At 59.1% G+C, this 22,636-nt stretch carries 25 protein-coding genes; 16 read left to right on the top strand and 9 right to left on the bottom strand.

What is annotated here, in order from left to right:
* Window positions 1–60: 60 nt before the first annotated feature.
* From ACGSLL_RS18210 to ACGSLL_RS18185, 6 genes are all read left to right on the top strand, one after another.
* The gene (locus ACGSLL_RS18210; RefSeq protein WP_394507412.1) at window positions 61–1,185 is read left to right on the top strand and encodes a polysaccharide deacetylase family protein; all 1,125 of its coding nucleotides are present in this window, start codon (window positions 61–63) and stop codon (window positions 1,183–1,185) included.
* Window positions 1,186–1,523: 338 nt separating this feature from the next.
* Window positions 1,524–2,918 carry a PhoH family protein gene (locus ACGSLL_RS18205; RefSeq protein ID WP_394507411.1) on the top strand — a complete coding sequence of 465 codons (1,395 nt, stop codon included), beginning with the start codon at window positions 1,524–1,526 and terminating at the stop codon, window positions 2,916–2,918.
* Window positions 2,919–3,156: 238 nt separating this feature from the next.
* On the top strand, window positions 3,157–3,630 hold the full coding sequence (gene moaC / locus ACGSLL_RS18200) for a cyclic pyranopterin monophosphate synthase MoaC (RefSeq protein WP_394507410.1): 474 nt from the start codon (window positions 3,157–3,159) through the stop codon (window positions 3,628–3,630).
* Between the two features lie 2 nt (window positions 3,631–3,632).
* Window positions 3,633–3,875, top strand: a complete 243-nt coding sequence (locus ACGSLL_RS18195) for a MoaD/ThiS family protein (protein WP_394507572.1) — start codon at window positions 3,633–3,635, stop codon at window positions 3,873–3,875.
* A 3-nt stretch (window positions 3,876–3,878) separates the two neighbouring features.
* Entirely contained in the window at window positions 3,879–4,331 is a 453-nt protein-coding gene (gene moaE, locus ACGSLL_RS18190; protein WP_016771590.1) for a molybdopterin synthase catalytic subunit MoaE, read from the top strand.
* A gap of 263 nt (window positions 4,332–4,594) precedes the next feature.
* On the top strand, window positions 4,595–5,371 hold the full coding sequence (locus ACGSLL_RS18185; RefSeq protein WP_394507409.1) for an ABC transporter substrate-binding protein: 777 nt from the start codon (window positions 4,595–4,597) through the stop codon (window positions 5,369–5,371).
* 110 nt (window positions 5,372–5,481) lie between these two features.
* On the opposite strand, the gene ACGSLL_RS18180 is transcribed toward ACGSLL_RS18185, so the two are convergent.
* From ACGSLL_RS18180 to ACGSLL_RS18160, 5 genes are all read right to left on the bottom strand, one after another.
* Entirely contained in the window at window positions 5,482–6,108 is a 627-nt protein-coding gene (locus ACGSLL_RS18180) for a helix-turn-helix transcriptional regulator (protein WP_394507408.1), read from the bottom strand.
* Window positions 6,109–6,198: 90 nt separating this feature from the next.
* Window positions 6,199–7,326 (bottom strand): NAD(P)/FAD-dependent oxidoreductase, encoded by a 1,128-nt coding sequence (locus ACGSLL_RS18175; RefSeq protein WP_394507407.1) that lies wholly within the window; start codon window positions 7,324–7,326, stop codon window positions 6,199–6,201.
* A gap of 125 nt (window positions 7,327–7,451) precedes the next feature.
* The gene (locus ACGSLL_RS18170) at window positions 7,452–8,405 is read right to left on the bottom strand and encodes an ornithine cyclodeaminase family protein (protein ID WP_394507406.1); all 954 of its coding nucleotides are present in this window, start codon (window positions 8,403–8,405) and stop codon (window positions 7,452–7,454) included.
* A 117-nt stretch (window positions 8,406–8,522) separates the two neighbouring features.
* Window positions 8,523–10,013, bottom strand: a complete 1,491-nt coding sequence (rhlB, locus tag ACGSLL_RS18165) for an ATP-dependent RNA helicase RhlB (protein WP_394507405.1) — start codon at window positions 10,011–10,013, stop codon at window positions 8,523–8,525.
* A 96-nt stretch (window positions 10,014–10,109) separates the two neighbouring features.
* On the bottom strand, window positions 10,110–10,766 hold the full coding sequence (locus ACGSLL_RS18160) for an alpha/beta hydrolase (protein ID WP_394507404.1): 657 nt from the start codon (window positions 10,764–10,766) through the stop codon (window positions 10,110–10,112).
* A gap of 468 nt (window positions 10,767–11,234) precedes the next feature.
* On the opposite strand from ACGSLL_RS18160, the gene ACGSLL_RS18155 reads away from it, so the two are divergent.
* The 4 genes from ACGSLL_RS18155 to ACGSLL_RS18140 all read left to right on the top strand — a co-directional run bounded on the left by ACGSLL_RS18155 (window position 11,235) and on the right by ACGSLL_RS18140 (window position 15,397).
* Window positions 11,235–12,266 (top strand): amino acid ABC transporter substrate-binding protein, encoded by a 1,032-nt coding sequence (locus tag ACGSLL_RS18155; protein WP_016771583.1) that lies wholly within the window; start codon window positions 11,235–11,237, stop codon window positions 12,264–12,266.
* A gap of 66 nt (window positions 12,267–12,332) precedes the next feature.
* Window positions 12,333–13,514, top strand: coding sequence for an amino acid ABC transporter permease (locus ACGSLL_RS18150; RefSeq protein ID WP_394507403.1), 1,182 nt, complete (start codon window positions 12,333–12,335; stop codon window positions 13,512–13,514).
* Window positions 13,515–13,524: 10 nt separating this feature from the next.
* Window positions 13,525–14,619, top strand: coding sequence for an amino acid ABC transporter permease (locus tag ACGSLL_RS18145; RefSeq protein ID WP_394507402.1), 1,095 nt, complete (start codon window positions 13,525–13,527; stop codon window positions 14,617–14,619).
* Window positions 14,620–14,632: 13 nt separating this feature from the next.
* Window positions 14,633–15,397, top strand: coding sequence for an amino acid ABC transporter ATP-binding protein (locus tag ACGSLL_RS18140; RefSeq protein ID WP_016771581.1), 765 nt, complete (start codon window positions 14,633–14,635; stop codon window positions 15,395–15,397).
* A gap of 51 nt (window positions 15,398–15,448) precedes the next feature.
* On the opposite strand, the gene ACGSLL_RS18135 is transcribed toward ACGSLL_RS18140, so the two are convergent.
* Complete coding sequence (locus ACGSLL_RS18135) at window positions 15,449–15,937, bottom strand: type II toxin-antitoxin system MqsA family antitoxin (protein ID WP_394507401.1); 489 nt, start codon at window positions 15,935–15,937, stop codon at window positions 15,449–15,451.
* Window positions 15,934–16,245 carry a type II toxin-antitoxin system MqsR family toxin gene (locus ACGSLL_RS18130; RefSeq protein ID WP_329515927.1) on the bottom strand — a complete coding sequence of 104 codons (312 nt, stop codon included), beginning with the start codon at window positions 16,243–16,245 and terminating at the stop codon, window positions 15,934–15,936. Before ACGSLL_RS18130 ends, ACGSLL_RS18135 begins: the two co-directional genes overlap by 4 nt.
* Window positions 16,246–16,410: 165 nt before the next feature.
* On the opposite strand from ACGSLL_RS18130, the gene ACGSLL_RS18125 reads away from it, so the two are divergent.
* The 5 genes from ACGSLL_RS18125 (at window position 16,411) to ACGSLL_RS18105 (ending at window position 20,409) form a co-directional block, all read left to right on the top strand.
* A complete protein-coding gene (locus ACGSLL_RS18125; RefSeq protein WP_258450434.1) occupies window positions 16,411–17,070 on the top strand; it encodes a FadR/GntR family transcriptional regulator in 660 nt (219 codons plus the stop codon).
* Window positions 17,060–18,364 (top strand): CynX/NimT family MFS transporter, encoded by a 1,305-nt coding sequence (locus tag ACGSLL_RS18120; RefSeq protein WP_394507400.1) that lies wholly within the window; start codon window positions 17,060–17,062, stop codon window positions 18,362–18,364. The genes ACGSLL_RS18125 and ACGSLL_RS18120 overlap by 11 nt, the downstream gene beginning before the upstream one ends.
* Window positions 18,365–18,576: 212 nt before the next feature.
* Window positions 18,577–19,047 (top strand): nuclear transport factor 2 family protein, encoded by a 471-nt coding sequence (locus ACGSLL_RS18115; protein ID WP_394507399.1) that lies wholly within the window; start codon window positions 18,577–18,579, stop codon window positions 19,045–19,047.
* 39 nt (window positions 19,048–19,086) lie between these two features.
* Window positions 19,087–19,389 (top strand): GIY-YIG nuclease family protein, encoded by a 303-nt coding sequence (locus ACGSLL_RS18110; RefSeq protein WP_394507398.1) that lies wholly within the window; start codon window positions 19,087–19,089, stop codon window positions 19,387–19,389.
* Between the two features lie 84 nt (window positions 19,390–19,473).
* Window positions 19,474–20,409 carry a glutathione S-transferase family protein gene (locus ACGSLL_RS18105; protein ID WP_394507397.1) on the top strand — a complete coding sequence of 312 codons (936 nt, stop codon included), beginning with the start codon at window positions 19,474–19,476 and terminating at the stop codon, window positions 20,407–20,409.
* Window positions 20,410–20,527: 118 nt separating this feature from the next.
* Here the strand turns inward: ACGSLL_RS18105 and ACGSLL_RS18100 are convergent, their stop codons facing one another.
* On the bottom strand, window positions 20,528–20,878 hold the full coding sequence (locus tag ACGSLL_RS18100) for a glutaredoxin family protein (protein WP_394507396.1): 351 nt from the start codon (window positions 20,876–20,878) through the stop codon (window positions 20,528–20,530).
* Complete coding sequence (gene yejK, locus ACGSLL_RS18095; protein WP_093104504.1) at window positions 20,878–21,882, bottom strand: nucleoid-associated protein YejK; 1,005 nt, start codon at window positions 21,880–21,882, stop codon at window positions 20,878–20,880. Before yejK ends, ACGSLL_RS18100 begins: the two co-directional genes overlap by 1 nt.
* A gap of 395 nt (window positions 21,883–22,277) precedes the next feature.
* On the opposite strand from yejK, the gene ACGSLL_RS18090 reads away from it, so the two are divergent.
* On the top strand, window positions 22,278–22,559 hold the full coding sequence (locus tag ACGSLL_RS18090) for an HU family DNA-binding protein (RefSeq protein WP_003221909.1): 282 nt from the start codon (window positions 22,278–22,280) through the stop codon (window positions 22,557–22,559).
* Window positions 22,560–22,636: the final 77 nt, after the last annotated feature.

Genomic DNA, 22,636 nt, shown 5'->3' with positions numbered 1-22,636 from the left:
GCGGGGAATGGGGCAGGATCAGCTATAGTGCCGCGCGGGTTTTGTTATGGAGACGTCCCCTTGCGCATTGTTCTTTTATTCACCGCCTGGCTGTTGAGTGTCGCTGCCGTCGCGGCGCCAGGTGATCCGGCAACGCTGGATCGCACGACCTGGCCGGAGCAGCTCAGCAGTCCGACCCTGTTCGACGTCGCTTCACGCGCAGAAATCCTGATGTTCGCCCGTGGCCTGCTCGGCACCGAATCGATCGACGAGGCCGCGCTGGCTCAGCGTCTGGGCCTGCGCACGATCAACATCGATGCGGTCAATCAATTGCGCCAGCGTCTCTGGCAGCGCCTGCTCGCCAATTACAACTACGCCCAGCAAAGCTGCGATCAGGACGCCTCGTTCTGCTTTCTCGTCGAAGACCTGACGACCCTGCGTGAGCAAGCGGCGAAGTTCGTGGTCAGCGACGACAGCTATTACACCAAGTGGGCCGAGCCGAGCCGGATCTTCCATCTGCAGTATCTGGATGAGCTGCTGCGCAAGGCCGCGTTGTTCCCGCAGACAAGTAGCGAAGTCGATCGTTTCGGCGATTACGAGCGCAACGGCGACGACATGCATGATCGCCTGTTTCTGCTGACCTTCGACAGCGCCGCCAACGTGCAGCCGGACAACACCGACTGGCTCACCGAGTATCTGCGCAAATCAAACATGAGAGGCACGTTCTTCGTATTGGGCAAGGATATTCAGGCGCGGTTGGCCGATCGCTCGGTCAGCAGTCTGCAAGCGAGTTTTTCCACGCAGTGCGTCGGCGTGCAAGGCTGGGAGTTCCGCTCCCACAGCCACTGGCAGGACTGGCAGGATTCGGTGCGGCGCAGTGCCGATCTGGTGAAGAACAAGTTGCCAGAAAACTACGTGCCGCTGTTTCGTCCGCCGGAAGGCCAGCGCCGCAGCGATGCGCAAGGTTTCTTCAATACCCAGGGCCTGCAAGTTGCCTTGTGGGACATCGACGCTCAGGACGGTGCCGGCAAGCTCAAGGGCCCGGCGAGCGCACAGCGAGTACTGACCCTGATGCTGTTATGGCGCCACGGAGTGATCAATTTCAACATGAAGCAGGATGCGGTGAAGACCTCGTTGCCGTGGCTGATCACGCAAACCGCGCAAAGCGGTATCGGCTGGGAAGACTGTCAGGATGCGTTTCGCTGACTAGCGCCAAAAGCCCCGTAAACATTGGGCCTTGGGTGATTTTTCGAAGGGGTTCGATGCAGGCGGACTTCCGACTTTAGCGGTGTCTGGTGAGTCCGCCAAGGGCTTTTCGTCACTCTGCAAAATAAACTTAAAAAAACCGTCAAAGTACTTTTTTATGTCATCGGTTTTGGAGTATTACGAAGACAGACCGCCGAAACCTGCAACACAGGTGGCGTCTTCCAAGACCCGTTTGTTTGCAGTCACTTGAATCTCCGCAGGTGAGATTTCGGCAGTCACTTCGAGGCGCAGCACCGCTCAGGTATTGCGTCTACTGGCTCTGACATAGGTGACCGAGTATGGATGATCACGGACGTAGCCCTTCCTCCAACCAGCCAATCCTGTATGTACTCGATACCAACGTATTGATTCACGATCCAAACGCCCTGCTGAATTTCGAAGAACACCACGTCGCCATCCCGATGACCGTGCTCGAAGAACTGGACAAGCTCAAGAGCGGGCACCACAGCGTTGCCGCCGAATGCCGTCAGGCGATCCGGCTGATTGACAAGACCCTCGGCGATGCGTCCCCCGAAGACGTCGAACTGGGCGTGCCGATCCAGCGCGGCAAGGGCGGGCCGAAGGGCTTGCTGTCAATTCTGATGAGCAAGCAGGCCGAATCGAACCTGATTCTGCCAGAGCACTTGAACGACAACAAAATCATCAACCAACTGATCGACCTGCACACCCGCGACCCGCAAAAGCCGGTGGTGCTGGTCACCAAAGACATCAACATGCGCCTCAAGGCGCGCGCCTGCGGCATCGATGCCGAGGATTACAGCACCGACCAACTGGTCGATGACGTGTCCCTGCTACCCAACGGCTATCACACCATGACCGGCTCGTTCTGGGACCGCGTGAGCAAGGTCGAGACCCGCCAGGATCACGGCCGCACCTGGCATCAAGTGCAACTGATCGACAACCTGCCGGCGGTGCACATAAACGAGTTCATCATCGACGAACAGGGTTTCGTCGGCTGGATCAAAGAGATCGATGAAGCCAAGTTGTTGATCCTCGATCTGCATCAGGAACCGCTGCTGCATCAGGAGGCCTGGGGACTCAAACCACGCGACATTTACCAAAGCCTGGCGCTGTATGCGCTGCTCGACCCGGATATTCACCTGGTTAACCTGTCCGGCGCCGCCGGTTCCGGTAAAACCATTCTGGCGCTGGCCGCGGCGATCGAGCAGACCATGGTCAGCAAGCGCTACCGGCGCATCATCGCCACCCGCAGCGTACAAGGCCTGGACCAGGAAATCGGCTTCCTGCCCGGCACCGAAGCGGAAAAAATGGAGCCTTGGCTGGGCGCCATCACCGACAACCTCGAAGCCTTGCACATGGATGACGAAAACACCCATGGCAGTGTCGATTACATCCTCAGCAAAGTGCCGTTGCAGTTCAAATCGCTCAACTACATTCGCGGTCGCAGCTTCCAGCAGAGCCTGATCCTGATCGACGAATGCCAGAACCTCACGCCGCACCAGATGAAAACCATCATCACCCGTGCCGGCGCCGGTTCCAAAGTGGTGTGCCTGGGCAACCTCGCACAGATCGACACCCCTTACCTGTCCGCGACCAGTTCCGGGCTGACCTACCTGACCGAACGCTTCAAGGATTTCCCCAACGGTGTACACATCACCCTGCAAGGGGTGCCGCGCTCGATTCTGGCTGAATACGCCGAATCGCATCTGTAACGCCTCAAACGAAACCGGGCGGCCCTCAAGCCGCCCGGTTTTTTATGAATGAATGCAGAACCATTGTGGGAGCGAGCCTGCTCGCGAATACGGTGTGTCAGTCGCCAACAATGTTGCTTGATGCATCGCGTTCGCGAGCAGGCTCGCTCCCACAGGGTGCAGTGGTGATTTCATAATCAATGATGCGGATATCTGACCCACGGGTTTACAATCCACGCTCCTGATCAGGAGTAATTCCGTGCTGACTCATCTCGATTCCCAAGGTCGCGCCAACATGGTCGACGTCACCGAAAAAGCCGTGACGTTCCGTGAAGCGACGGCCCAAGCGCTGGTGCGCATGCTTCCTGAAACGCTGCAGATGATCGTCAGCGGCGGCCATCCCAAGGGTGATGTGTTTGCCGTGGCGCGCATCGCCGGGATCCAGGCGGCGAAGAAGACAAGCGATTTGATTCCGCTGTGCCATCCGCTGCTGCTCACCGGCGTCAAGGTCGAGCTGAGCGCCGAAGACGACGATAGCGTGCGCATCGTCGCCCGCTGCAAACTCTCCGGACAGACTGGCGTCGAGATGGAAGCGCTGACCGCCGCCAGCGTCGCCGCCCTGACCATCTATGACATGTGCAAAGCCGTGGACCGTGGCATGACCATCGAAAGCGTGCGTCTGCTGGAGAAGGTCGGTGGCAAGAGCGGCCACTTTCAGGCGGAGCAGCCATGAACGTGACCGTGACCGTGAAGTTTTTCGCTCGTTACCGTGAAGCGCTGGGCGTCGATTCGGTAAAGGTTGAAGGCGATTTCATCACCGTTGACGATGTGCGCGCATTGTTGGCGCAGCGTGACGGCGCCGAGGTGTTGCGCGAACAGAATCTGATGTGCGCCCGCAACGAAGATCTCTGCCAGCTCGACGAGCCGGTAGCCGACGGCGACGAAGTGGCGTTTTTCCCCACCGTGACCGGAGGCTGAACCATGGCGATTCGCGTGCAGGCCACGCCGTTCGATCCGGGTGCTGAAGTCAATGCGATGCACGCGGCCAATGTCGGTGTCGGCGCGGTGGTGAGTTTTGTCGGCTATGTACGCGACTTCAACGACGGCCTCGACGTGGCGGGGATGTTTCTCGAGCACTATCCGGGCATGACTGAAAAAGCCCTGGGCAAGATCGCCGTCGAAGCCGAACAGCGCTGGCCGCTGCTGAAGCTGGAAGTGTTGCATCGCATCGGCGCGCTGGAACCGGGCGAGCCCATCGTCTTCGTCGGTGCCGCCAGCGCCCATCGCCAGGCCGCATTCGATGCCTGCGCCTTTGTCATGGATTACCTGAAGACCCGCGCACCGTTCTGGAAGAAAGAAAACACCAGCGATGGCCCGCGCTGGGTGGAAGGGCGCGACAGTGATCATGCGGCTGCGGATCGCTGGAAGAAGTAGTTCCTGTATCGCCCTCCAGTCAGTCTTCGCGAGCAGGCTCGCTCCCACCGTTGAAATGCGTTCCCCTGTGGGAGCGAGCCTGCTCGCGAAGGCGTCATCAGCGACACCGAAAATCCTTCCCTCTTTACCTGGTTGACGATTTGTACCCGGGAGTCCAGTATGGATTTCCAAGTACAAAAAAGCTTCTGTCTTGCAGCTATCAGCTTGCCGCTTGTAGCTGCTGTTTCTTGCCAAACCAACAACAACCCCGCGAGAGAACGAACATGAAGAAACTCCCCCTTATCACCGGCCTGGCCTTCAGTCTGCTGGCCTGCGCCAGTACCTTCGCCGCCGAGAAAACCCTGCGCATCGGCATCGAAGCCGCCTACCCGCCATTCGCCTCGAAAACCGACAAAGGTGAAATCGTCGGTTTCGACTACGACATCGGCAATGCTTTGTGCGCGCAGATGAAGGTCAAGTGTGTATGGGTCGAGGGTGAATTCGACGGGCTGATTCCATCGCTGAAAGTGAAGAAAATCGACATGGCCCTGTCGTCGATGACCATCAACGAAGATCGCAAGAAGTCGGTGGATTTCACCCACAAGTATTACTTCACTTCCTCGCGTCTGGTGATGAAGGAAGGCGCCAGCGTTGATGATCAGTACGCCAGCCTCAAGGGCAAGAACGTCGGCGTCCAGCGCGCGACCACTACTGACCGGTTTGCCACCGAGGTATTCGAGCCCAAGGGCGTTAACGTCAAGCGTTACAGCAACAACGAAGAGATCTACATGGATCTCGCGGCAGGGCGGCTCGATGCGATCTTTGCCGATACCATTCCGCTGAATGACTTTCTGTCGATGCCGCGCGGCAAGGGCTATGCGTTTGTCGGGCCGGAGCTTAAGGACCCCAAGTATGTTGGTGAAGGCGCGGGCATTGCGGTGCGCAAGGGCAATTCGGAGCTGGTCAGTCAGTTGAACGGGGCCATCGATGGCATTCGTGCGAGTGGCGAGTATCAGAAGATTTCCGAGAAATATTTCAACACCGATATCTACGGCGATTGATCAACCGCTTTCGCGAGCAGGCTCGCTCCCACATTGCATCTGTGGCGTTCATAGATCCCCTGTGGGAGCGAGCCTGCTCACGAAGAGGCCAGCGCTCTCGAAGCAAATTTTCAGCCCTTCACTTCCTTCAAATGCTTGTACACCGTCGCCCGCCCCATATTCAGCACATTGGCCACATAGTTCGAGGCACTCTTGCCCTTGAACGCGCCCTCGGCGTGCAGCGCCAGCACCAGTTCACGCTTGTGATCGCGGGTCAGCACATTCAGGCTCAACTGGCGTTCGCGCAGCCAGGCATGCAGGAAGGTATTGATGCGTTCCTGCCAGTCATCGCGAAACAGGGCGTCCGGTTGCGGGATCAGTTTGCTCGGCGAGAGGAACAGGTCGAGCGCTGCCTTGGCATTTTCGAACAATGAAATATTCAGGTTGATGCACAGCACCGCGAGCGGCGCGCCTTCGCTGTCGCGCAGAACGCTGCTCAGGCTGCGAATTTTCTGACCGTCCCAGTTGAGCTTTTCGTACGGGCCGATGTTGCGATCGCTGACATCCTCGCTGAGCATGTCTTCCAGTGACGAATCGTCGCCGATCACGCGTTTGGACAGGTTATTGGCGATGTAGTCGACCTTTTGCGTGCGCAGGTCATGCAGCACCACTTCGGCGTGCGGGAAGAACAGGGTGGCGATGGCATCGGCGATGGCGCGGAAATTATCCAGCGCCGGGTCGAATTCGGGGGCGGTCATGACAGTGGAGCTCCAGGCAGCGTCAACGCCCCCGTGATCAGGAGGCGCAGGGAGTGTGCCGCAATCCGTGGCGCGCGTCACCGCACGGATTCAGCGCAGGCGAGCAGGGGAGAGCATGGCGCTGTTCAGCCCGAATTGCTGCAAGTGTTCGGGCAGTGGCTGGCCACGCACCAGTGCCGCACTGGCCTGGCCCATCGCCGGCGACGTCTGAATGCCGTAGCCACCCTGCGCCGCCACCCAGAACAACCCCGGTACCTGTGGATCGAAACCACTGAGCAAATCGCCGTCGGCGACGAAGCTGCGCAGGCCGGCCCAGGTCCGGGTCGGGCGGCGAATGGTCAGGGTGGTGGCTTCTTCGATCTGATAGATGCCCATGGCGATGTCCAGCTCTTCTGGCTGCACATCGTGAGGCTCGACCGGATCGGCATTGGCCGGCGAGCCGAGGAACATCCCGGCATCGGGTTTCATGTAAAAGGATTCGTCGAGGCTGACCAGCATCGGCCAGCGATGAATATCCACGCCTTCAGGCCCGGCGAAGATGAACGCGGCACGGCGTTTCGGTTGCAGGCCCAAGGCAGTTGCGCCGGCCATAGTGCCGATCTTGTCGGCCCAGGCGCCAGCGGCGTTGATGATCACCGGCGCGCTGTACGTCTGGCCGTTGGTTTGAACGTGCCACAAACCGTCGGCGTCGCGGCTCAGGCCGAGCACTTCGCAGTCAGTGTGTACTTCGCCGTTGTGGCGGCGGATGCCGCGCAGGTAACCCTGATGCAGAGCATCGGTATCGATATCGCTGGCGCTCGGATCGTAGATCGCGCCGTGGACTTTTTCCCGGCGCAGAATCGGCAGGCGTGCGCAGGCTTCGTCGGCGCTGAGCAGTTGCATCTCTGGCACCGTGGCTTTGGCGCTGAGGTATTGGTTGTTCAATTCGGCGGCGTCACCGGTGAAATCCACAGTCATTTCGCCGCGTGGCGTCAGTAGCGGGTGTTCACAGAAACCGGCCGGTGGATGGTCGAAAAACGCTCGGCTGGCCTGGGTCAGCGCGCGCACCTGCGGCGTGCCGTAAGCCGCGGTGAACAGCGCGGCGGAACGGCCGGTGGAGTGATAAGCCGGGTGGGATTCGCGTTCGAGCACAATCACTTTGGCGTGTGGCGACAGCCAGAAACCGGTGGAAGCGCCGGCAATTCCGCCGCCGATGATGATGAAATCTGCCTGGCTCATAAGGGGCTCCGGTTGTACATAACTTGGCCTTTGTGGGAGCGAGCCTGCTCGCGAATGCGGTCTGTCAGTCAACGCATTCGCTGGATATCAGACCGTCTTCGCGAGCAGGCTCGCTCCCACAGGGACTAGTGGTGTTGGTTGATCAGGTGATAAATGGCGTTGGCCAGGGCAATGTCCTCCAGCCCCAAGCCGATCGAACGGAAAAACACATGACGCTGGTAGTCGGGACGCTGCACTTTCTCGCTGAGCAGATCCGCCAGGTCACCCACAACTGAATCCTCGCTCCAGCCATGCTGCTCAGCCGCAATCAGCATTTCCCCCGCCGAGCCCGGCGTGGTCAGACGATAGTCGCAGAGCACCTGCATGTTGTTGAGGCTTTGCGGCGGCACTTCGTGAGCGCGCGGGGCGTTGGTGCTGATCGAGGTAATCAGTGCCGGTTTGCTCAACTTGACCGGGTCGATCACCGGCCCGGCGGACGACGTACACAGCATGATGACATCAGCATCGACGACAGCGGTTTCGCGGCTGGCGGCGATTTTCAGCCCCGGCGCGATGGCTTTCAATGCGGCCTGAGTTTCAGCATCTTCCAGCAAGGAGGGCGAATACACGCTGATGGTTTGCCAGTCGCGCAACGGTTTCACATAGTGCAGATGCGCTCGGGCAACCTTGCCGCTGCCGATTATCGCCAACCGCGTAGCGTTTACGGGGGCAAGGGCATCGATCGCCACAGCGGTGGTCGCTGCAGTCCGCACGGTGGTCAGTTCGCCGGCATCGCACAGCAGCAGTGGCTGGCCGGTTTTCATCGACATCAGCAGTGTCCACGCCGTCACCAGCGCACCCTGCTCGCGGACGATGTACGGCGAAGTCTTCACGCCGTACACGCCGTCTTCGGCCAGCACGCCCAGATAGTTGATGAAATCGCCTGCGCCTTGCGGGAACTCAACGCATTGCTGCGCCGGCTGCACCGCGCTGCCGGCCGCAAGATCGCGAAACAGCTTGCGCAAAATCTGCGGCACATCGATCTGGGCTAGCAGTTGGCGGGCCTGGGCCTGGTCGATCACGTACGGCATGCTGGACATACTGCGCTCCGAAATTAAACTTATTTTTCCATTATGGACTTTTAGTTCTTTCGAGCAATACGTGGGCGAAAAAAAAGCGCAGTCCGTTGCCGGCTGCGCTTTTCTGTCGAGCGCCGCTTACTGCGGACGCTTGCGCTCAACCGGGCGCAATAGATGCGTCGGCGGCGTTTCACAGCTGATCTTGCGACCCAGCTTCTCTTCGATGGACGGCAACTGGTAGGAGTCATCCTCGCCAGCAAAGCTGATCGACACGCCATCGGCGCCAGCACGACCGGTACGGCCGATGCGATGCACGTAATCGTCCGGAACTTCCGGCAGGGTGAAGTTGATCACGTGGCTGATGCCGTCAATGTGAATGCCGCGACCGGCCACATCGGTGGCGACCAGTACGCGAATCTTGCCTTCGCGGAAACCTTCCAGGGTCTTGATGCGCTTGTGCTGCGGCACATCGCCGGACAGTTGCGCGGCATTGATGCCGTCGCGCACCAGACGCTCTTCGATACGGCGCACTTCGTCCTTGCGGTTGGCAAACACGATGACCCGCTCCCAGCCGTTATCGTTGACCAGGTTGTAGAGCAGTTTGTATTTGTCGGCAGCGGCCACGGCGTAGATATGCTGTTCGACGTTCTCGTTGGCGACGTTGGTGATTTCGATTTCGACAATCGCCGGATCGGTGGTCCATTGCTTGGCGAGGTTCATCACGTCTTCGGTGAAGGTCGCGGAGAACAGCAGGGTCTGGCGCTCGGACTTCGGCGGGGTCTGGCGAATGATCTGCCGGACTTGCGGGATGAAACCCATGTCGAGCATGCGGTCGGCTTCGTCCAGCACCATCACTTCGACCATGTCCAGGTGCACGTCGCCACGCTGGTTGAAATCGAGCAGGCGGCCCGGGGTCGCCACGAGAATGTCGCAGTGGCGCGCTTCGAGGTGCTTGAGCTGCTTGTCGAAATCCATGCCGCCGACAAAGGTCATCACATTGAGACCGGTGTACTTGGTCAGGTCAGCGGCGTCCTTGGCGATCTGCACCACCAGCTCACGGGTCGGCGCGATGATCAGCGCACGGGGTTCACCCATGTAGCGTTCTTTCGGCGGTGGCGTCTGCAACAGCTGAGTGATGATTGAGATCAGGAACGCGGCGGTCTTGCCGGTACCGGTCTGCGCGCGGCCGATGGCATCTTTGCCGGCGAGGGTGTAACCGAGAACTTGCGCCTGGATCGGCGTGCAATACGGAAAGCCCAGATCCTGGATGGCGTGCATCAGTTCTGGCGAAAGCTTGAAATCGTGGAAGCGGGTTTTGCCTTCCTGGGGCTCGACGACGAAGTCTTCGAGTTTCCATGGAAACACCGGGGCCTTGGGCTTCGGTTCGCGACGTGGTCTGGCCGGTTTCGGCGCTTCGCTGCGTGCGGGCTCGGCGGCGACTGGTGCGGCCGTGGCGGGTTGCGGCGGTTGCTTCGGTTCTGGCTTCGGTGCCGCTACGGGAGCGGGGCGGTCGGCCTGCGGGGCATCGTTGCGATGACCGGCGGCGTGCGACGGCGCACTGGGAACTGGCGCGAGCTGCTCAGCCTCGCTTTTACCGAACATCTTCTTGAGTGCTTTGAGCACGGTCATCTCATCAATTGGTTAAGGAATGTACGCCGGCCAGTGTAATGCAAGAAACGGGCGCGGCGTAGTGGGAGGCGCGAAGGCTGCCAATAAAGCCGACGCCTAGCGCAGGCGTTCGCTCAACCAGACACCGATGTCGCGAATTTCTTCGGGTAACACTTCGTGCTCCATTGGGTATTCCTGCCATGTCACGGTGACACCATGCTTCTTCAAATGCTCGTAAGCGCTGCGGCCCATCGAACTCTGCACCACGCCATCGTACTGGCCGTGCAGGCACAATGCGGGAATCCGTTGTTGGCTGGCGGATAACTCCAGTTCATCGCTGAAAGTCGGCGCGTAGGTCGACAGCGCCAGAACCCCACCCAAGGGTCCCTGCCATTTCACAAAAGCGGTGTGCAGCACCACGGCGCCGCCCTGGGAAAAACCGGCGAGAAAAATCCGCGAGGCGTCTATTCCGCTGGCGCGCTCGGTTTCGATCAATTCAATGATGCGATCCGCCGAGGCTTCCAGCTGGTCACGGTCAATCGCCCGGGCCGGGCTCATGGCTTTGATGTCGTACCAGCTGGGCATGGCATATCCGCCATTTATCGTCACTGGAAGGGTCGGTGCCTGTGGCAGCACAAAACGTGTGCTCAGCAGACTTTCCTGCAACGCCTCGGCTACCGGCAGGAAGTCGTAGCGGTCGGCGCCGAGGCCGTGCAGCCAGATCACGCAGGCATCTGCGGGCTTAACAGGCTGAAGAATCAAGGGCTCGGTCATGGCTGCTCCAAAAATGTGCGGGCGCTCTCATTGAGTGCGTGATTGAAGTGCGCGCCCGGTTGATCCGTTAAGAAGATGTCGCAAGGTTACAAGTTTTGCTATTGACGTGTCGCGCAATCACTTTGGCAAGCGGTGTGGTACGGCGTTTGCTATGGAGGTTTCTGTACGAAGCGTCCTACGCGCGGCGGTAACACTATCAGTCTACGTCGCGCGATGGGACAGCAACGAATCCGGTGATGGATGTTCGCCAATGGCCGCTACGGGCTTAGCGAACGTGAAAGGGCTACAGCCCGTTCGGCCGATTGGTGAGAAGTGAGTGATCCATGATGTGGATTTTCTCCTACTAGACTCATGGCGAAGGTCTTACGTCGGTTGACCCCAAAAAAAGCCAACACGGGTCAACAACGCCTCAAAAGGGTGCGACGGGACTCAAGCTCCGACACAACAAGAGCAAAACTGGAGGTTTGAATGAAGATGTTGAAATCCACTCTGGCGGTCGTGACTGCTGCAGCAGTACTCGGCGTCAGCGGGTTCGCTCAGGCGGGTGCAACCCTGGATGCGGTACAAAAGAAAGGTTTCGTGCAGTGTGGCGTGAGCGACGGTCTGCCAGGCTTCTCGGTACCGGATGCAACCGGCAAGATCCTCGGCATCGACGCTGACGTCTGCCGGGCTGTGGCCGCCGCTGTTTTCGGTGACGCGAACAAGGTCAAGTTCAGTCAGTTGAACGCCAAGGAGCGCTTCACCGCGCTGCAATCGGGCGAGATCGACATCCTCTCGCGCAACACCACCATGACCAGCTCTCGCGATGCGGGCATGGGCCTGAAATTCCCGGGCTTCATTACCTACTACGACGGTATCGGCTTCCTGGTTAACAACAAGCTGGGCGTGAAGAGTGCCAAAGAGCTGGACGGCGCGACCATCTGCATCCAGGCCGGTACCACCACCGAGCTGAACGTTTCCGACTACTTCCGCGGCAACGGTCTGAAATACACCCCGATCACTTTCGACACCTCCGATGAAAGCGCCAAGTCGCTGGAATCCGGTCGTTGCGACGTGCTGACCTCCGACAAGTCGCAGCTGTTCGCCCAGCGCAGCAAGCTGGCCTCGCCGAAGGACTACGTGGTTCTGCCGGAAACCATTTCCAAAGAACCACTGGGCCCGGTCGTGCGTAACGGCGACGACGAGTGGCTGGCCATCGTCCGTTGGGTTGGCTACGCGCTGCTCAACGCTGAAGAAGCCGGCATCACGTCGAAGAACGTCGAAGCAGAAGCCAAGTCGACCAAGAACCCGGACGTGGCCCGTATGCTCGGCGCTGACGGCGAGTACGGCAAAGACTTGAAACTGCCTAAGGACTGGGTAGTACAGATCGTCAAACAAGTCGGCAACTACGGCGAAATCTTCGAGAAAAACCTCGGCAAGAGCACGCCGCTGGAAATCGACCGCGGCTTGAACGCCCTGTGGAACAACGGCGGCATTCAGTACGCACCACCAGTGCGCTAATGGTTCTATCGCCCGGCGGGCCAACCGCCGGGTGATGTTCTTGTTCCATTTCTTGCGGGGCACTTCATGCAAAATTCAATCGGCGCACCAAAGCAGAGGCTCAGCCTCAGCGATCCACGAGTGCGTGCGTGGCTATTCCAGATCATCACCGTTGTGGCGGTGGTCTCGCTTGGCTGGTACCTGTTCGACAATACGCAAACCAACCTTCAGCACCGGGGCATCACCTCCGGCTTCAGCTTTCTGGAGCGCAGTGCCGGGTTCGGCATCGCTCAACACCTGATCGACTACACCGAAGCGGACAGCTATGCCCGCGTCTTTGTCATCGGTCTTCTCAATACCTTGCTGGTGACCGTGATCGGTGTGGTTCTGGCAACCATCCTCGGTTTCATCATCGGCGTGGCGCGGCTGTCGCAGAACTGGATCATTGCCAAACTGGCGACGGTGTATGTGGAAGTGTTCCGCAACATTCCACCGCTGCTGCAAATCCTGTTCTGGTACTTCGCGGTGTTCCTGACCATGCCGGGGCCGCGCAACAGCCACAACTTCGGCGACACCTTCTTCGTCAGCAGCCGTGGCCTGAACATGCCGGCCGCACTGGCTGCCGATGGCTTCTGGGCCTTCGTGATCAGCATCGTGGTTGCGATCATCGGCATCGTGCTGATGACCCGCTGGGCCAACAAGCGCTTCGAAGACACCGGCGTGCCGTTCCACAAGTTCTGGGCCGGCCTGGCGATCCTGCTGGTGATCCCGACCTTGTGCGCACTGATTTTCGGCGCTCCGCTGCATTGGGAAATGCCTGAGCTCAAGGGCTTCAACTTTGTCGGCGGCTGGGTGTTGATCCCGGAACTGCTGGCGTTGACCCTGGCCCTGACCGTGTATACCGCGGCGTTTATCGCCGAAATCGTGCGTTCCGGGATCAAGTCGGTCAGCCATGGCCAGACCGAAGCGGCGCGTTCGCTCGGCCTGCGCAATGGCCCGACCCTGCGCAAGGTGATCATCCCGCAAGCCCTTCGCGTGATCATCCCGCCGCTGACCAGCCAATACCTGAACCTGGCGAAAAACTCTTCGCTGGCGGCCGGTATCGGTTACCCGGAAATGGTTTCGCTGTTCGCCGGCACTGTGCTCAACCAGACCGGCCAGGCGATCGAAGTGATTGCCATCACCATGAGCGTCTACCTGGCGATCAGTATCAGCATTTCCCTGCTGATGAACTGGTACAACAAGCGCATTGCGCTGATCGAGCGGTAAGGAAAAGCGCATGAGTACTCATACTTTCAAACCCGACATGCCACCACCGAACAGCAGCATTGGTGTGGTCGCATGGATGCGCGCGAACATGTTTTCCAGCTGGCTAAACACCCTGCTGACGCTGTTTGCGTTTTACCTGATCTACCTCGTGGTGCCACCGATCCTGAGTTGGGCGATCGTCGATGCCAACTGGGTTGGCACAACGCGCGCGGACTGCACCAAGGACGGCGCCTGCTGGGTGTTCATTCAGCAGCGTTTCGGCCAGTTCATGTACGGCTACTACCCGACCGAACTGCGCTGGCGTGTGGACCTGACCGTGTGGCTGGCGGTCATCGGCGCAGCGCCGCTGTTCATCTCGCGGGTGCCGCGCAAAGCGGTCTACGGGCTGGGTTTCCTGGTGCTGTACCCGATCATTGCCTTTACCTTGCTGCATGGCGGTTTTGGCATGACCACCGTGCCGACCAGCCAGTGGGGCGGCCTGATGCTGACCCTGGTGATTGCCACGGTTGGTATCGCCGGGGCTTTGCCGTTGGGCATCGTACTGGCGCTGGGGCGGCGCTCGAACATGCCGGCAATTCGCGTGGTCTGCGTGACCTTCATCGAGTTCTGGCGCGGCGTACCGTTGATCACCGTGCTGTTCATGTCCTCGGTGATGCTGCCGCTGTTCCTGCCTGAAGGCATGAACTTCGACAAGCTGCTGCGGGCACTGATCGGGGTGATCCTGTTCCAGTCGGCCTATGTCGCCGAAGTGGTGCGCGGTGGTCTGCAAGCGATCCCTAAAGGCCAATACGAAGCCGCAGCGGCGATGGGCCTCGGTTACTGGCGTTCAATGGGCCTGGTGATTCTGCCGCAAGCCCTGAAGCTGGTAATTCCCGGCATCGTCAACACGTTCATTGCGCTGTTCAAGGACACCAGCCTTGTGATCATCATCGGCCTCTTCGACCTGCTCAACAGCGTCAAGCAAGCCGCTGCCGATCCGAAATGGCTGGGCATGGCCACCGAAGGCTACGTGTTCGCCGCCCTGGTGTTCTGGATTTTCTGTTTTGGTATGTCGCGCTATTCCATGCATCTGGAACGCAAGCTCGACACTGGCCACAAGCGTTAGGAGTTCTCTGTAAATGAGCGAAGCAATCAAAAAGCCTGTGGGCCCTGAAGGCATCATCCAGATGCAGGGCGTCAACAAGTGGTACGGCCAGTTCCACGTACTGAAAGACATCAATCTCAACGTCAAGCAGGGCGAGCGTATTGTCCTGTGCGGGCCGTCGGGCTCGGGCAAATCGACGACGATTCGTTGCCTTAATCGTCTTGAAGAACACCAGCAGGGCCGTATCGTTGTCGATGGAGTGGAACTGACCAACGACCTCAAGCAGATCGAAGCGATCCGCCGCGAAGTCGGCATGGTGTTCCAGCATTTCAACCTGTTCCCGCACCTGACCATTCTGCAGAACTGCACCCTGGCGCCAATGTGGGTACGCAAGATGCCCAAGCGCAAGGCCGAGGAAATCGCCATGCACTACCTGGAACGCGTACGGATTCCAGAGCAGGCGCATAAATACCCGGGGCAGTTGTCCGGCGGTCAGCAACAACGTGTGGCGATCGCCCGCGCACTGTGCATGAAGCCGAAAATCATGCTGTTCGATGAGCCGACTTCAGCGCTCGATCCAGAGATGGTGAAGGAAGTGCTCGACACCATGATCGGTCTCGCGGAAGACGGCATGACCATGCTCTGCGTGACCCACGAAATGGGCTTCGCCCGCACCGTGGCGAACCGCGTGATCTTCATGGACAAGGGCGAGATCGTTGAGCAGGCCGCGCCGAACGACTTCTTTGACAATCCGCAGAATGACCGGACGAAGTTGTTCCTGAGTCAGATTCTGCATTGATGGTTGATGTGTGAAACCAACCCGGCCAAGTGCCGGGTTGTTTTTTTGGGGTCAGGAAACCGAAAGGGATTCATGTTCTTTGTGAACGATGTGCTCGAAACCTCTCAAATCTGCACCTTCGCCGAGAGTCTTTACATCGGTAAGCAAGTACGGGTAGCGATCCAATAAACGCATCAACAAAATGAGCGCCTTGGGCGGCAATACATCGCCGCGCTCATAGCGAGAGAATGCGTTATGCCCACCCCCGGATAGCAGTTGCACCGTCTCTTTTTGCGTCAGATGCAATTTGCGACGGATCCGCTTCATCTCGTTACCAATCATTTGCCTGGAGGCGATGACCAGTTCATCACCCGCGTCGCAATACCGTTGCGCACTATCGGTGTCGGGGTCCCATTCGATCTCGCCGCACTTCTGGCATTCCCAGCCAGAAAGATCATCGACACGACGCTCCATGCCTTTGACTCTCAAGGTTTCGCCGCGCCCCTGAAAATGCCTCATTCCCTCACGTGCACCGCAGCTCACACATTGCTGGGTTGTCATGGGTTCTTCTCCTTGAAGGAGATTACCGGTGGGCTGCCGCCAGGGCGGTATGTCACCTTGATGTAAATCTCCTGATCTCGTGAATTGATGTGATACACGTCTTGCCAGATTCGATGATCGTCATAGGTAGTCATCGATTTGTACAACATCCTGGTTTGTAGCTCGAAAACAATCTCCTGCATTTCGCTGATATTGAAGCCGAGCTTCTCAGCAGACCTTACTGAAGTTTTGGTGAAAGCATTTTGACCCAATCGCCTCACTTCAGACTTGATCACCGCCAAGTCGTAATGGGGTGTGTTCTTTTCCATAAGAAGCCAAAACCCTGTCCCTGAAATTACCCTTAAAGGGTAATTTTGACCAATCGAAAATGCCGCTCCATGTGTCTCGATTGACCCTAGGTGGTTGCTGTCCTACATGGGTCTGACTAACATGTCGGAAAATTCATCCTATGATTGGATGAAAGGGCGAGGTTCATGTCAGACATTTCTCCACTTATCAAACGGTCACTGGTCGATCAGGCGCTGGATCAGTTGCGCCAACGCATCAACAGCGGCGCGTGGCAGGTCGGCGAACGCCTGCCGACCGAACCGGAGCTGTGCGCCGAGCTGGGCATCAGCCGCAACACGGTGCGCGAGGCCATGCGTGTGCTGGCGTTTTCCGGGCTGATCGAAATCCGTCAGGGCGACGGCAGTTATCTGCGCGCAGTGGTCGATCCGCTGGACACGCTGAAGGCGTTATCGCGGTGTTCGCTGGATCAGGCGCGGGAAACCCGGCACATCCTCGAAGTCGAGGCGATCGGCCTGGCCGCGTTGCGCCGTACCGACGAGGATCTGGCGGCACTGCGCGAAGCGCTCGGCACCAGCGGCAGCCATTACCACGGTGACCTCGACACCTACATCGCCTGCGATCTGGTGTTTCACCGGCGTCTTGTCGACGCTGCGCACAATCCGACCCTCAGCGAGCTGTATCGCTATTTCTCCAGCATCGTCGGCGCGCAATTGCGCCAGACCCTGAATATCGTCCCGCGCCGTCAGGAAGTGTTCGATCTGCACATCGACTTGCTCGATGCGGTCGAACAACGCGACCCGGAGCGGGCCAAAGCCTTGTCGAGGCAGTTGATCAATGAACCTTGAAACCGAGAAAACCATGTCCCGCAGCGAGATAGCCACAGCGAATAAGCGCTCGACAGAGCTTGAAGAGTTGCTGATCGATGCCGAGGCGGATGACGAGCAAGTGCAGCAAAGCCATCCGCTGGTGAAGCGTCCGTGGCTGTTGCTGCTTGGGCTGATTCTGGTAGCGCTGAACCTGCGCCCGGCGCTGTCGAGCATGGCGCCGCTGCTCAGCGAGGTCTCCAGAAGCCTTGGATTGTCGGCGGCGCAGGCGGGTTTGCTGACGACGTTGCCGGTGCTGTGCCTGGGCTTGTTCGCCCCGCTGGCACCGATTCTGGCGCGGCGTTTCGGTGCTGAGCGGGTGGTGTTGGGGATTCTGCTGACGCTGGCTGGCGGGATTATCCTGCGCAGCAACTTCGGTGAGATCGGCCTGTTCGCCGGCAGCGTCCTCGGTGGCGCGAGCATTGGTATTGTCGGCGTTTTGCTGCCTGGCATCGTCAAGCGCGACTTTGCCAAACATGCCGGAACCATGACCGGCGTCTACACCATGGCCCTGTGTCTGGGCGCGGCGATGGCGGCGGGTTCGACTGTGCCGTTGAGTGAACACTTCGGCAACAGCTGGGCGATGGGGCTGGGTTTCTGGGTCATTCCGGCGCTGCTGGCCGCGGTGTTCTGGCTGCCGCAAGTCGGCTCGAAACACGGCGCGCACAACGTCGCTTATCGGGTGCGTGGTTTGCTGCGTGATCCGCTGGCCTGGCAAGTGACGTTGTACATGGGCCTGCAATCGTCGCTGGCCTATATCGTGTTCGGCTGGTTGCCGTCGATCCTTATCGGTCGTGGGCTGACGCCAACCCAGGCCGGTCTGGTGCTGTCCGGCTCGGTAATCATTCAACTGGCCAGCTCGCTGGCCGCGCCATGGCTGGCCACTCGCGGCAAGGATCAGCGTCTGGCCATCGTCGTCGTCATGGCGCTGACCCTTGGCGGCCTGTTCGGCTGCCTGTACGCACCGATCGAAGGCCTGTGGGGCTGGGCGATCCTGCTCGGTCTGGGGCAGGGCGGTACGTTCAGTCTGGCGCTGACGCTGATCGTGCTGCGCTCGCGCGATTCCCATGTCGCGGCGAACCTGTCGAGCATGTCTCAGGGCTTTGGCTACACACTGGCCTCAATGGGGCCGTTCGCGGTGGGCGTGGTGCATGACTGGACCGGTGGCTGGAATGCCGTGGGCTGGATTTTCGGCATCATTGGCACCGGAGCGATCATTGCCGGCCTGGGGGCCGGGCGTGCGCTGTATGTGCAGGCGCAAAGTGAAATAATCTGAATGCACTGATGACAACGTGGGGGAGCGAGCCTGCTCGCGAAGGCGGTGTATCAGTCAACAACAGTGTTGAATGATCAGCCGCTTTCGCGAGCAGGCTCGCTCCCACATTGGTTTTGTGTGTTGTTGGTATTCGGTAGATAAATGCCGATAGTGTTTATGGGCATTGCGGATTAAGGTGCTGGCAATCTGTACCTCTTTCTTTGGAGATTGTCTTGAGCGAAGCCCACAGCGCCCTGATCACCCGCTTCTACCAGGCCTTCCAGCGCCTCGACGCCGAAGCCATGGCCGCCTGCTACACCGATGACGTGGTCTTCAGCGATCCGGCCTTCGGTGAATTGCACGGTCGCGATGCCGGCGACATGTGGCGCATGCTCACCACCCGCGCCAAGGATTTCTCGCTGACCTTCAACAACGTTCGCGCCGACGAGCGCACCGGTGGTGCGCACTGGGTTGCAACCTACCTGTTCAGCCAGACTGGCAATATCGTTATCAACGATATCCAGGCTCGTTTTGTCTTCCGCGACGGCAAAATCTGCGAACACCACGATCATTTCGACCTGTGGCGCTGGTCGCGACAGGCGCTGGGTTTCAAAGGCTTGCTGCTGGGCTGGACGCCGCTGGTGCGCAACGCCGTCCGCGCGCAGGCGCGCAAGGGATTGAAGGCATTTCAGGCCGGTCGCTGATAAAATCGCCGCCTGTTTCCTACACGCCTTGATCCCGAAGTGACCAGCCTTAGCGAAAATTCTGTCGCTGTTGCCGAACCGGTGTGCAAATCCTGGTTCGTCTATCTCGTTCGCGCCGCCAACGGTTCGTTGTATTGCGGGATCAGCGACGATCCCGTGCGCCGTTTTGCCAAGCACCAAAGTGGCAAAGGCGCGCGGTTCTTCCTTTCCAGCCCGGCGATGGCGCTGGTCTATACCGAACGGTGTCGCGACAAAAGCGATGCGTTGCGTCAGGAACGGCTGATAAAAAAGCTGCGCAAGAGCGCCAAGGAATGTCTGGTCGCGTCTCATCAATCTGACTGATAGGTTTCCATCAGGCGGATCTGTAGGCTGCTAATCAAATGCGCGCTAAGCTGCGGGCTCATTATCTGAGCGGCGGAGCCGAGCATGTCCGAGTTGATTCTGCATCATTACCCGACTTCCCCATTTGCCGAGAAGGCCCGCCTGCTGCTGGGTTTCAAAGGCTTGTCGTGGCGCTCGGTGCACATTTCGCCGGTGATGCCGAAACCGGATCTGACGGCTCTGACCGGTGGCTATCGCAAAACCCCGGTGCTGCAGATCGGCGCGGATATTTATTGCGACACCGCGCTGATCGCCCGTCGCCTGGAACAAGAGAAAGCCCTGCCCGCGTTCTTTCCTGAAGGCCAGGAAATGGTCAGCGCCAGTTTTGCCGCGTGGGCCGATTCGGTGGTGTTTCAACATGCCGTGAGTCTGGTGTTCCAGCCGGAATCGGTAGCAGTGCGCTTCGGCAAGTTGCCGCCGGAAGCGATCAAAGCGTTTATCGCCGACCGCGCCGGGTTGTTCAGCGGTGGTAGCGCGACGCGCCTGAGCGCCGAGCTGGCCAAGCATCAATGGCCGACGATCATGGCGCGTCTGGAGCAGCAGTTGCAGCGCGAGCAGGGCGACTTCCTGTTCGGTGAGCCATCGATTGCCGACTTTGCCCTTGCGCATCCGCTGTGGTTCCTCAAGGCCACTCACGTGACCGCACCCCTAGTCGATGAGTACCCGGCGGTCGTCGCGTGGCTGGGGCGTGTGCTGGGCTTTGGTCATGGTGCGGCGAGCGAGATGTCCTCCGCCGAGGCGCTGGAAGTCTCGCGTAACGCCACGCCTGCGCCATTACCGGATGAGCAGTTTGTTGATCCGAATGGCTTTACGGCCGGGCAGCAAGTTGCGATCGCGGCAATCGACTATGGCGTCGACCCAGTGGTGGGTGAGTTACTGTTTGCCGGTCGCGAGGAACTGATCATCCGCCGCGAGGACGAGCGCGGCGGCGTGGTGCATGTGCACTTCCCGCGCTTTGGTTTCCGCATCGAAGCACGCTGATCTCTGGAATCGCCAGCTGAACCTGTGGGAGCGAGCCAGCTCGCGAAGGCGGTGTGTCAGTCAACGAAGATTTCGTCTGAACAGACGCCTTCGCGAGCAGGCTCGCTCCCACAATGGATCATTTCAGGGCGGCGAGGATTTCGTCGGGGTCAAACCCGCGAATCAACGTGCCATTCACATCGATTAGCGGAATCCCGCGTCCACCCAATGCCTCGTACGCCTGGCGCGCCTCGGCATCCTTCTCTATATCGAATTCCTTGAACGGGATGCCCTTGCTGTCGAGAAAGCGTTTGGTCTGCTTGCAGTAGCCGCACCAGTCGGTGGTGTAGAGCACGACATGGGCCTGCGCTCGCGTCTGCTCGGGGACCATTTGCGCCGGGTTGAAGACCCGCTCGATCTTGCCCCAGTTCTGATAGACCACAACCACCAGTAGAACCAGGGCAACCTTCTTCAGCACATTGCCGAGCATCAGTTGCGCCGCTTCAACTGATCAGTCAACGAAGTCGGCAGGCCTTTGATGATTAGGGTGCCGTTCTCTTCGTCGTATTCGATCTTCGAGCCCAGCAGATGCGCTTCGAAGCTGATCGACAGACCTTCGGCACGGCCAGTGAAACGGCGGAATTGGTTGAGGGTGCGCTTGTCCGCCGGGATCTCCGGAGACAGGCCGTAGTCCTTGTTGCGGATGTGATCGTAGAAGGCTTTCGGGCGTTCTTCATCGATCAGCTCCGAGAGTTCTTCCAGACCCATAGGTTCGCCGAGTTTGGCCTGGCTGCTGGCGTAATCCACCAACGTCTTGGTTTTCTCGCGGGCGGAGTCTTCCGGCAGGTCTTCGCTCTCGACGAAGTCGCTAAAGGCCTTGAGCAGCGTGCGGGTTTCGCCGGGGCCGTCGACGCCTTCCTGGCAGCCGATGAAGTCGCGGAAGTATTCCGAGACCTTCTTGCCGTTCTTGCCCTTGATGAACGAGATGTACTGCTTGGATTGCTTGTTGTTCTGCCACTCGGAGACGTTGATCCGCGCCGCCAGGTGCAACTGGCCGAGGTCGAGGTGGCGCGACGGGGTGACGTCCAGCTCGTCGGTCACCGCCACGCCTTCGCTGTGGTGCAACAGGGCGATTGCCAGGTAGTCGGTCATACCTTGCTGATAGTGGGCAAACAGTACGTGGCCGCCGACCGACAGGTTGGATTCTTCCATCAGTTTTTGCAGATGCTCGACCGCAACTTTGCTGAAGGCGGTGAAGTCCTTGCCGCCGTCCATGTACTCCTTCAACCAGCCGCTGAAAGGGAACGCACCGGACTCCGGATGGAACAGGCCCCAGGCTTTGCCCTGTTTGGCGTTATAGCTCTCGTTGAGGTCGGCGAGCATGTTTTCGATGGCTGCGGACTCGGCCAGTTCGGTGTCACGGGCGTGCAGAACTGCGGGCGTGCCGTCGGGTTTCTTGTCGATCAGGTGGACGATGCAATGACGGATCGGCATGGGCTTCTCGGCTGTTGGAAGGGAGGAGGGCGGGCTCCCCCGAAAAAGCGCCCAGTGTACCGCAACCACTGGTTTTGGCGCGGGTTGCAGGGCAAAACCGAGGGGTGCGCCCGGCCTTATGCGGTTTTTTACCGATTTAGAGCAATAAAGCTGACCAAATGGGTAGCTAGAGGCGGATATTTCCTTGTCGCTGTGCTAGTTTTGCCCGGTCTTACGCGAAGTCACTGCGTTAAGCGTGCATTCAGCATTTGTCAGGTCGAACCAAACCCTGATTTCGGCATCTATAACCCGACTCGTCGTGGTTATCGCCGAGGGTGCCAGATCCAGAAGATCGGGCTCGATGGCTGACACTGCACTCTGCAATCCATATGAATTTGATAGGGAAGGAACACTACATGGCTCTTACTAAAGACCAACTGATCGCCGACATTGCTGAAGCTATCGACGCGCCGAAAACCACCGCGCGTAACGCTCTGGACCAACTGGGCCAAATCGTTGCCGATCAGCTGGAAAATGGCGGCGAAATCACCTTGCCAGGTATCGGCAAGCTGAAAGTGACCGAGCGTCCTGCCCGCACCGGCCGTAACCCATCGACTGGCGCTGCCATCGAAATCCCTGCAAAGAAAGTGATCAAGCTGGTTGTGGCCAAAGGCCTGACCGACGCTGTGAACAAGTAAGACGCAGCGATAAAAAAAACCGTGCTCCGGAGCGATCCGGGCACGGTTTTTTTGTGTCTGTAATTTGATGCTGCGCT

Source organism: Pseudomonas retamae (assembly GCF_043496865.1).
GTDB lineage: Bacteria > Pseudomonadota > Gammaproteobacteria > Pseudomonadales > Pseudomonadaceae > Aquipseudomonas > Aquipseudomonas retamae.
This window is presented reverse-complemented; position numbering and strand designations above follow the sequence as displayed.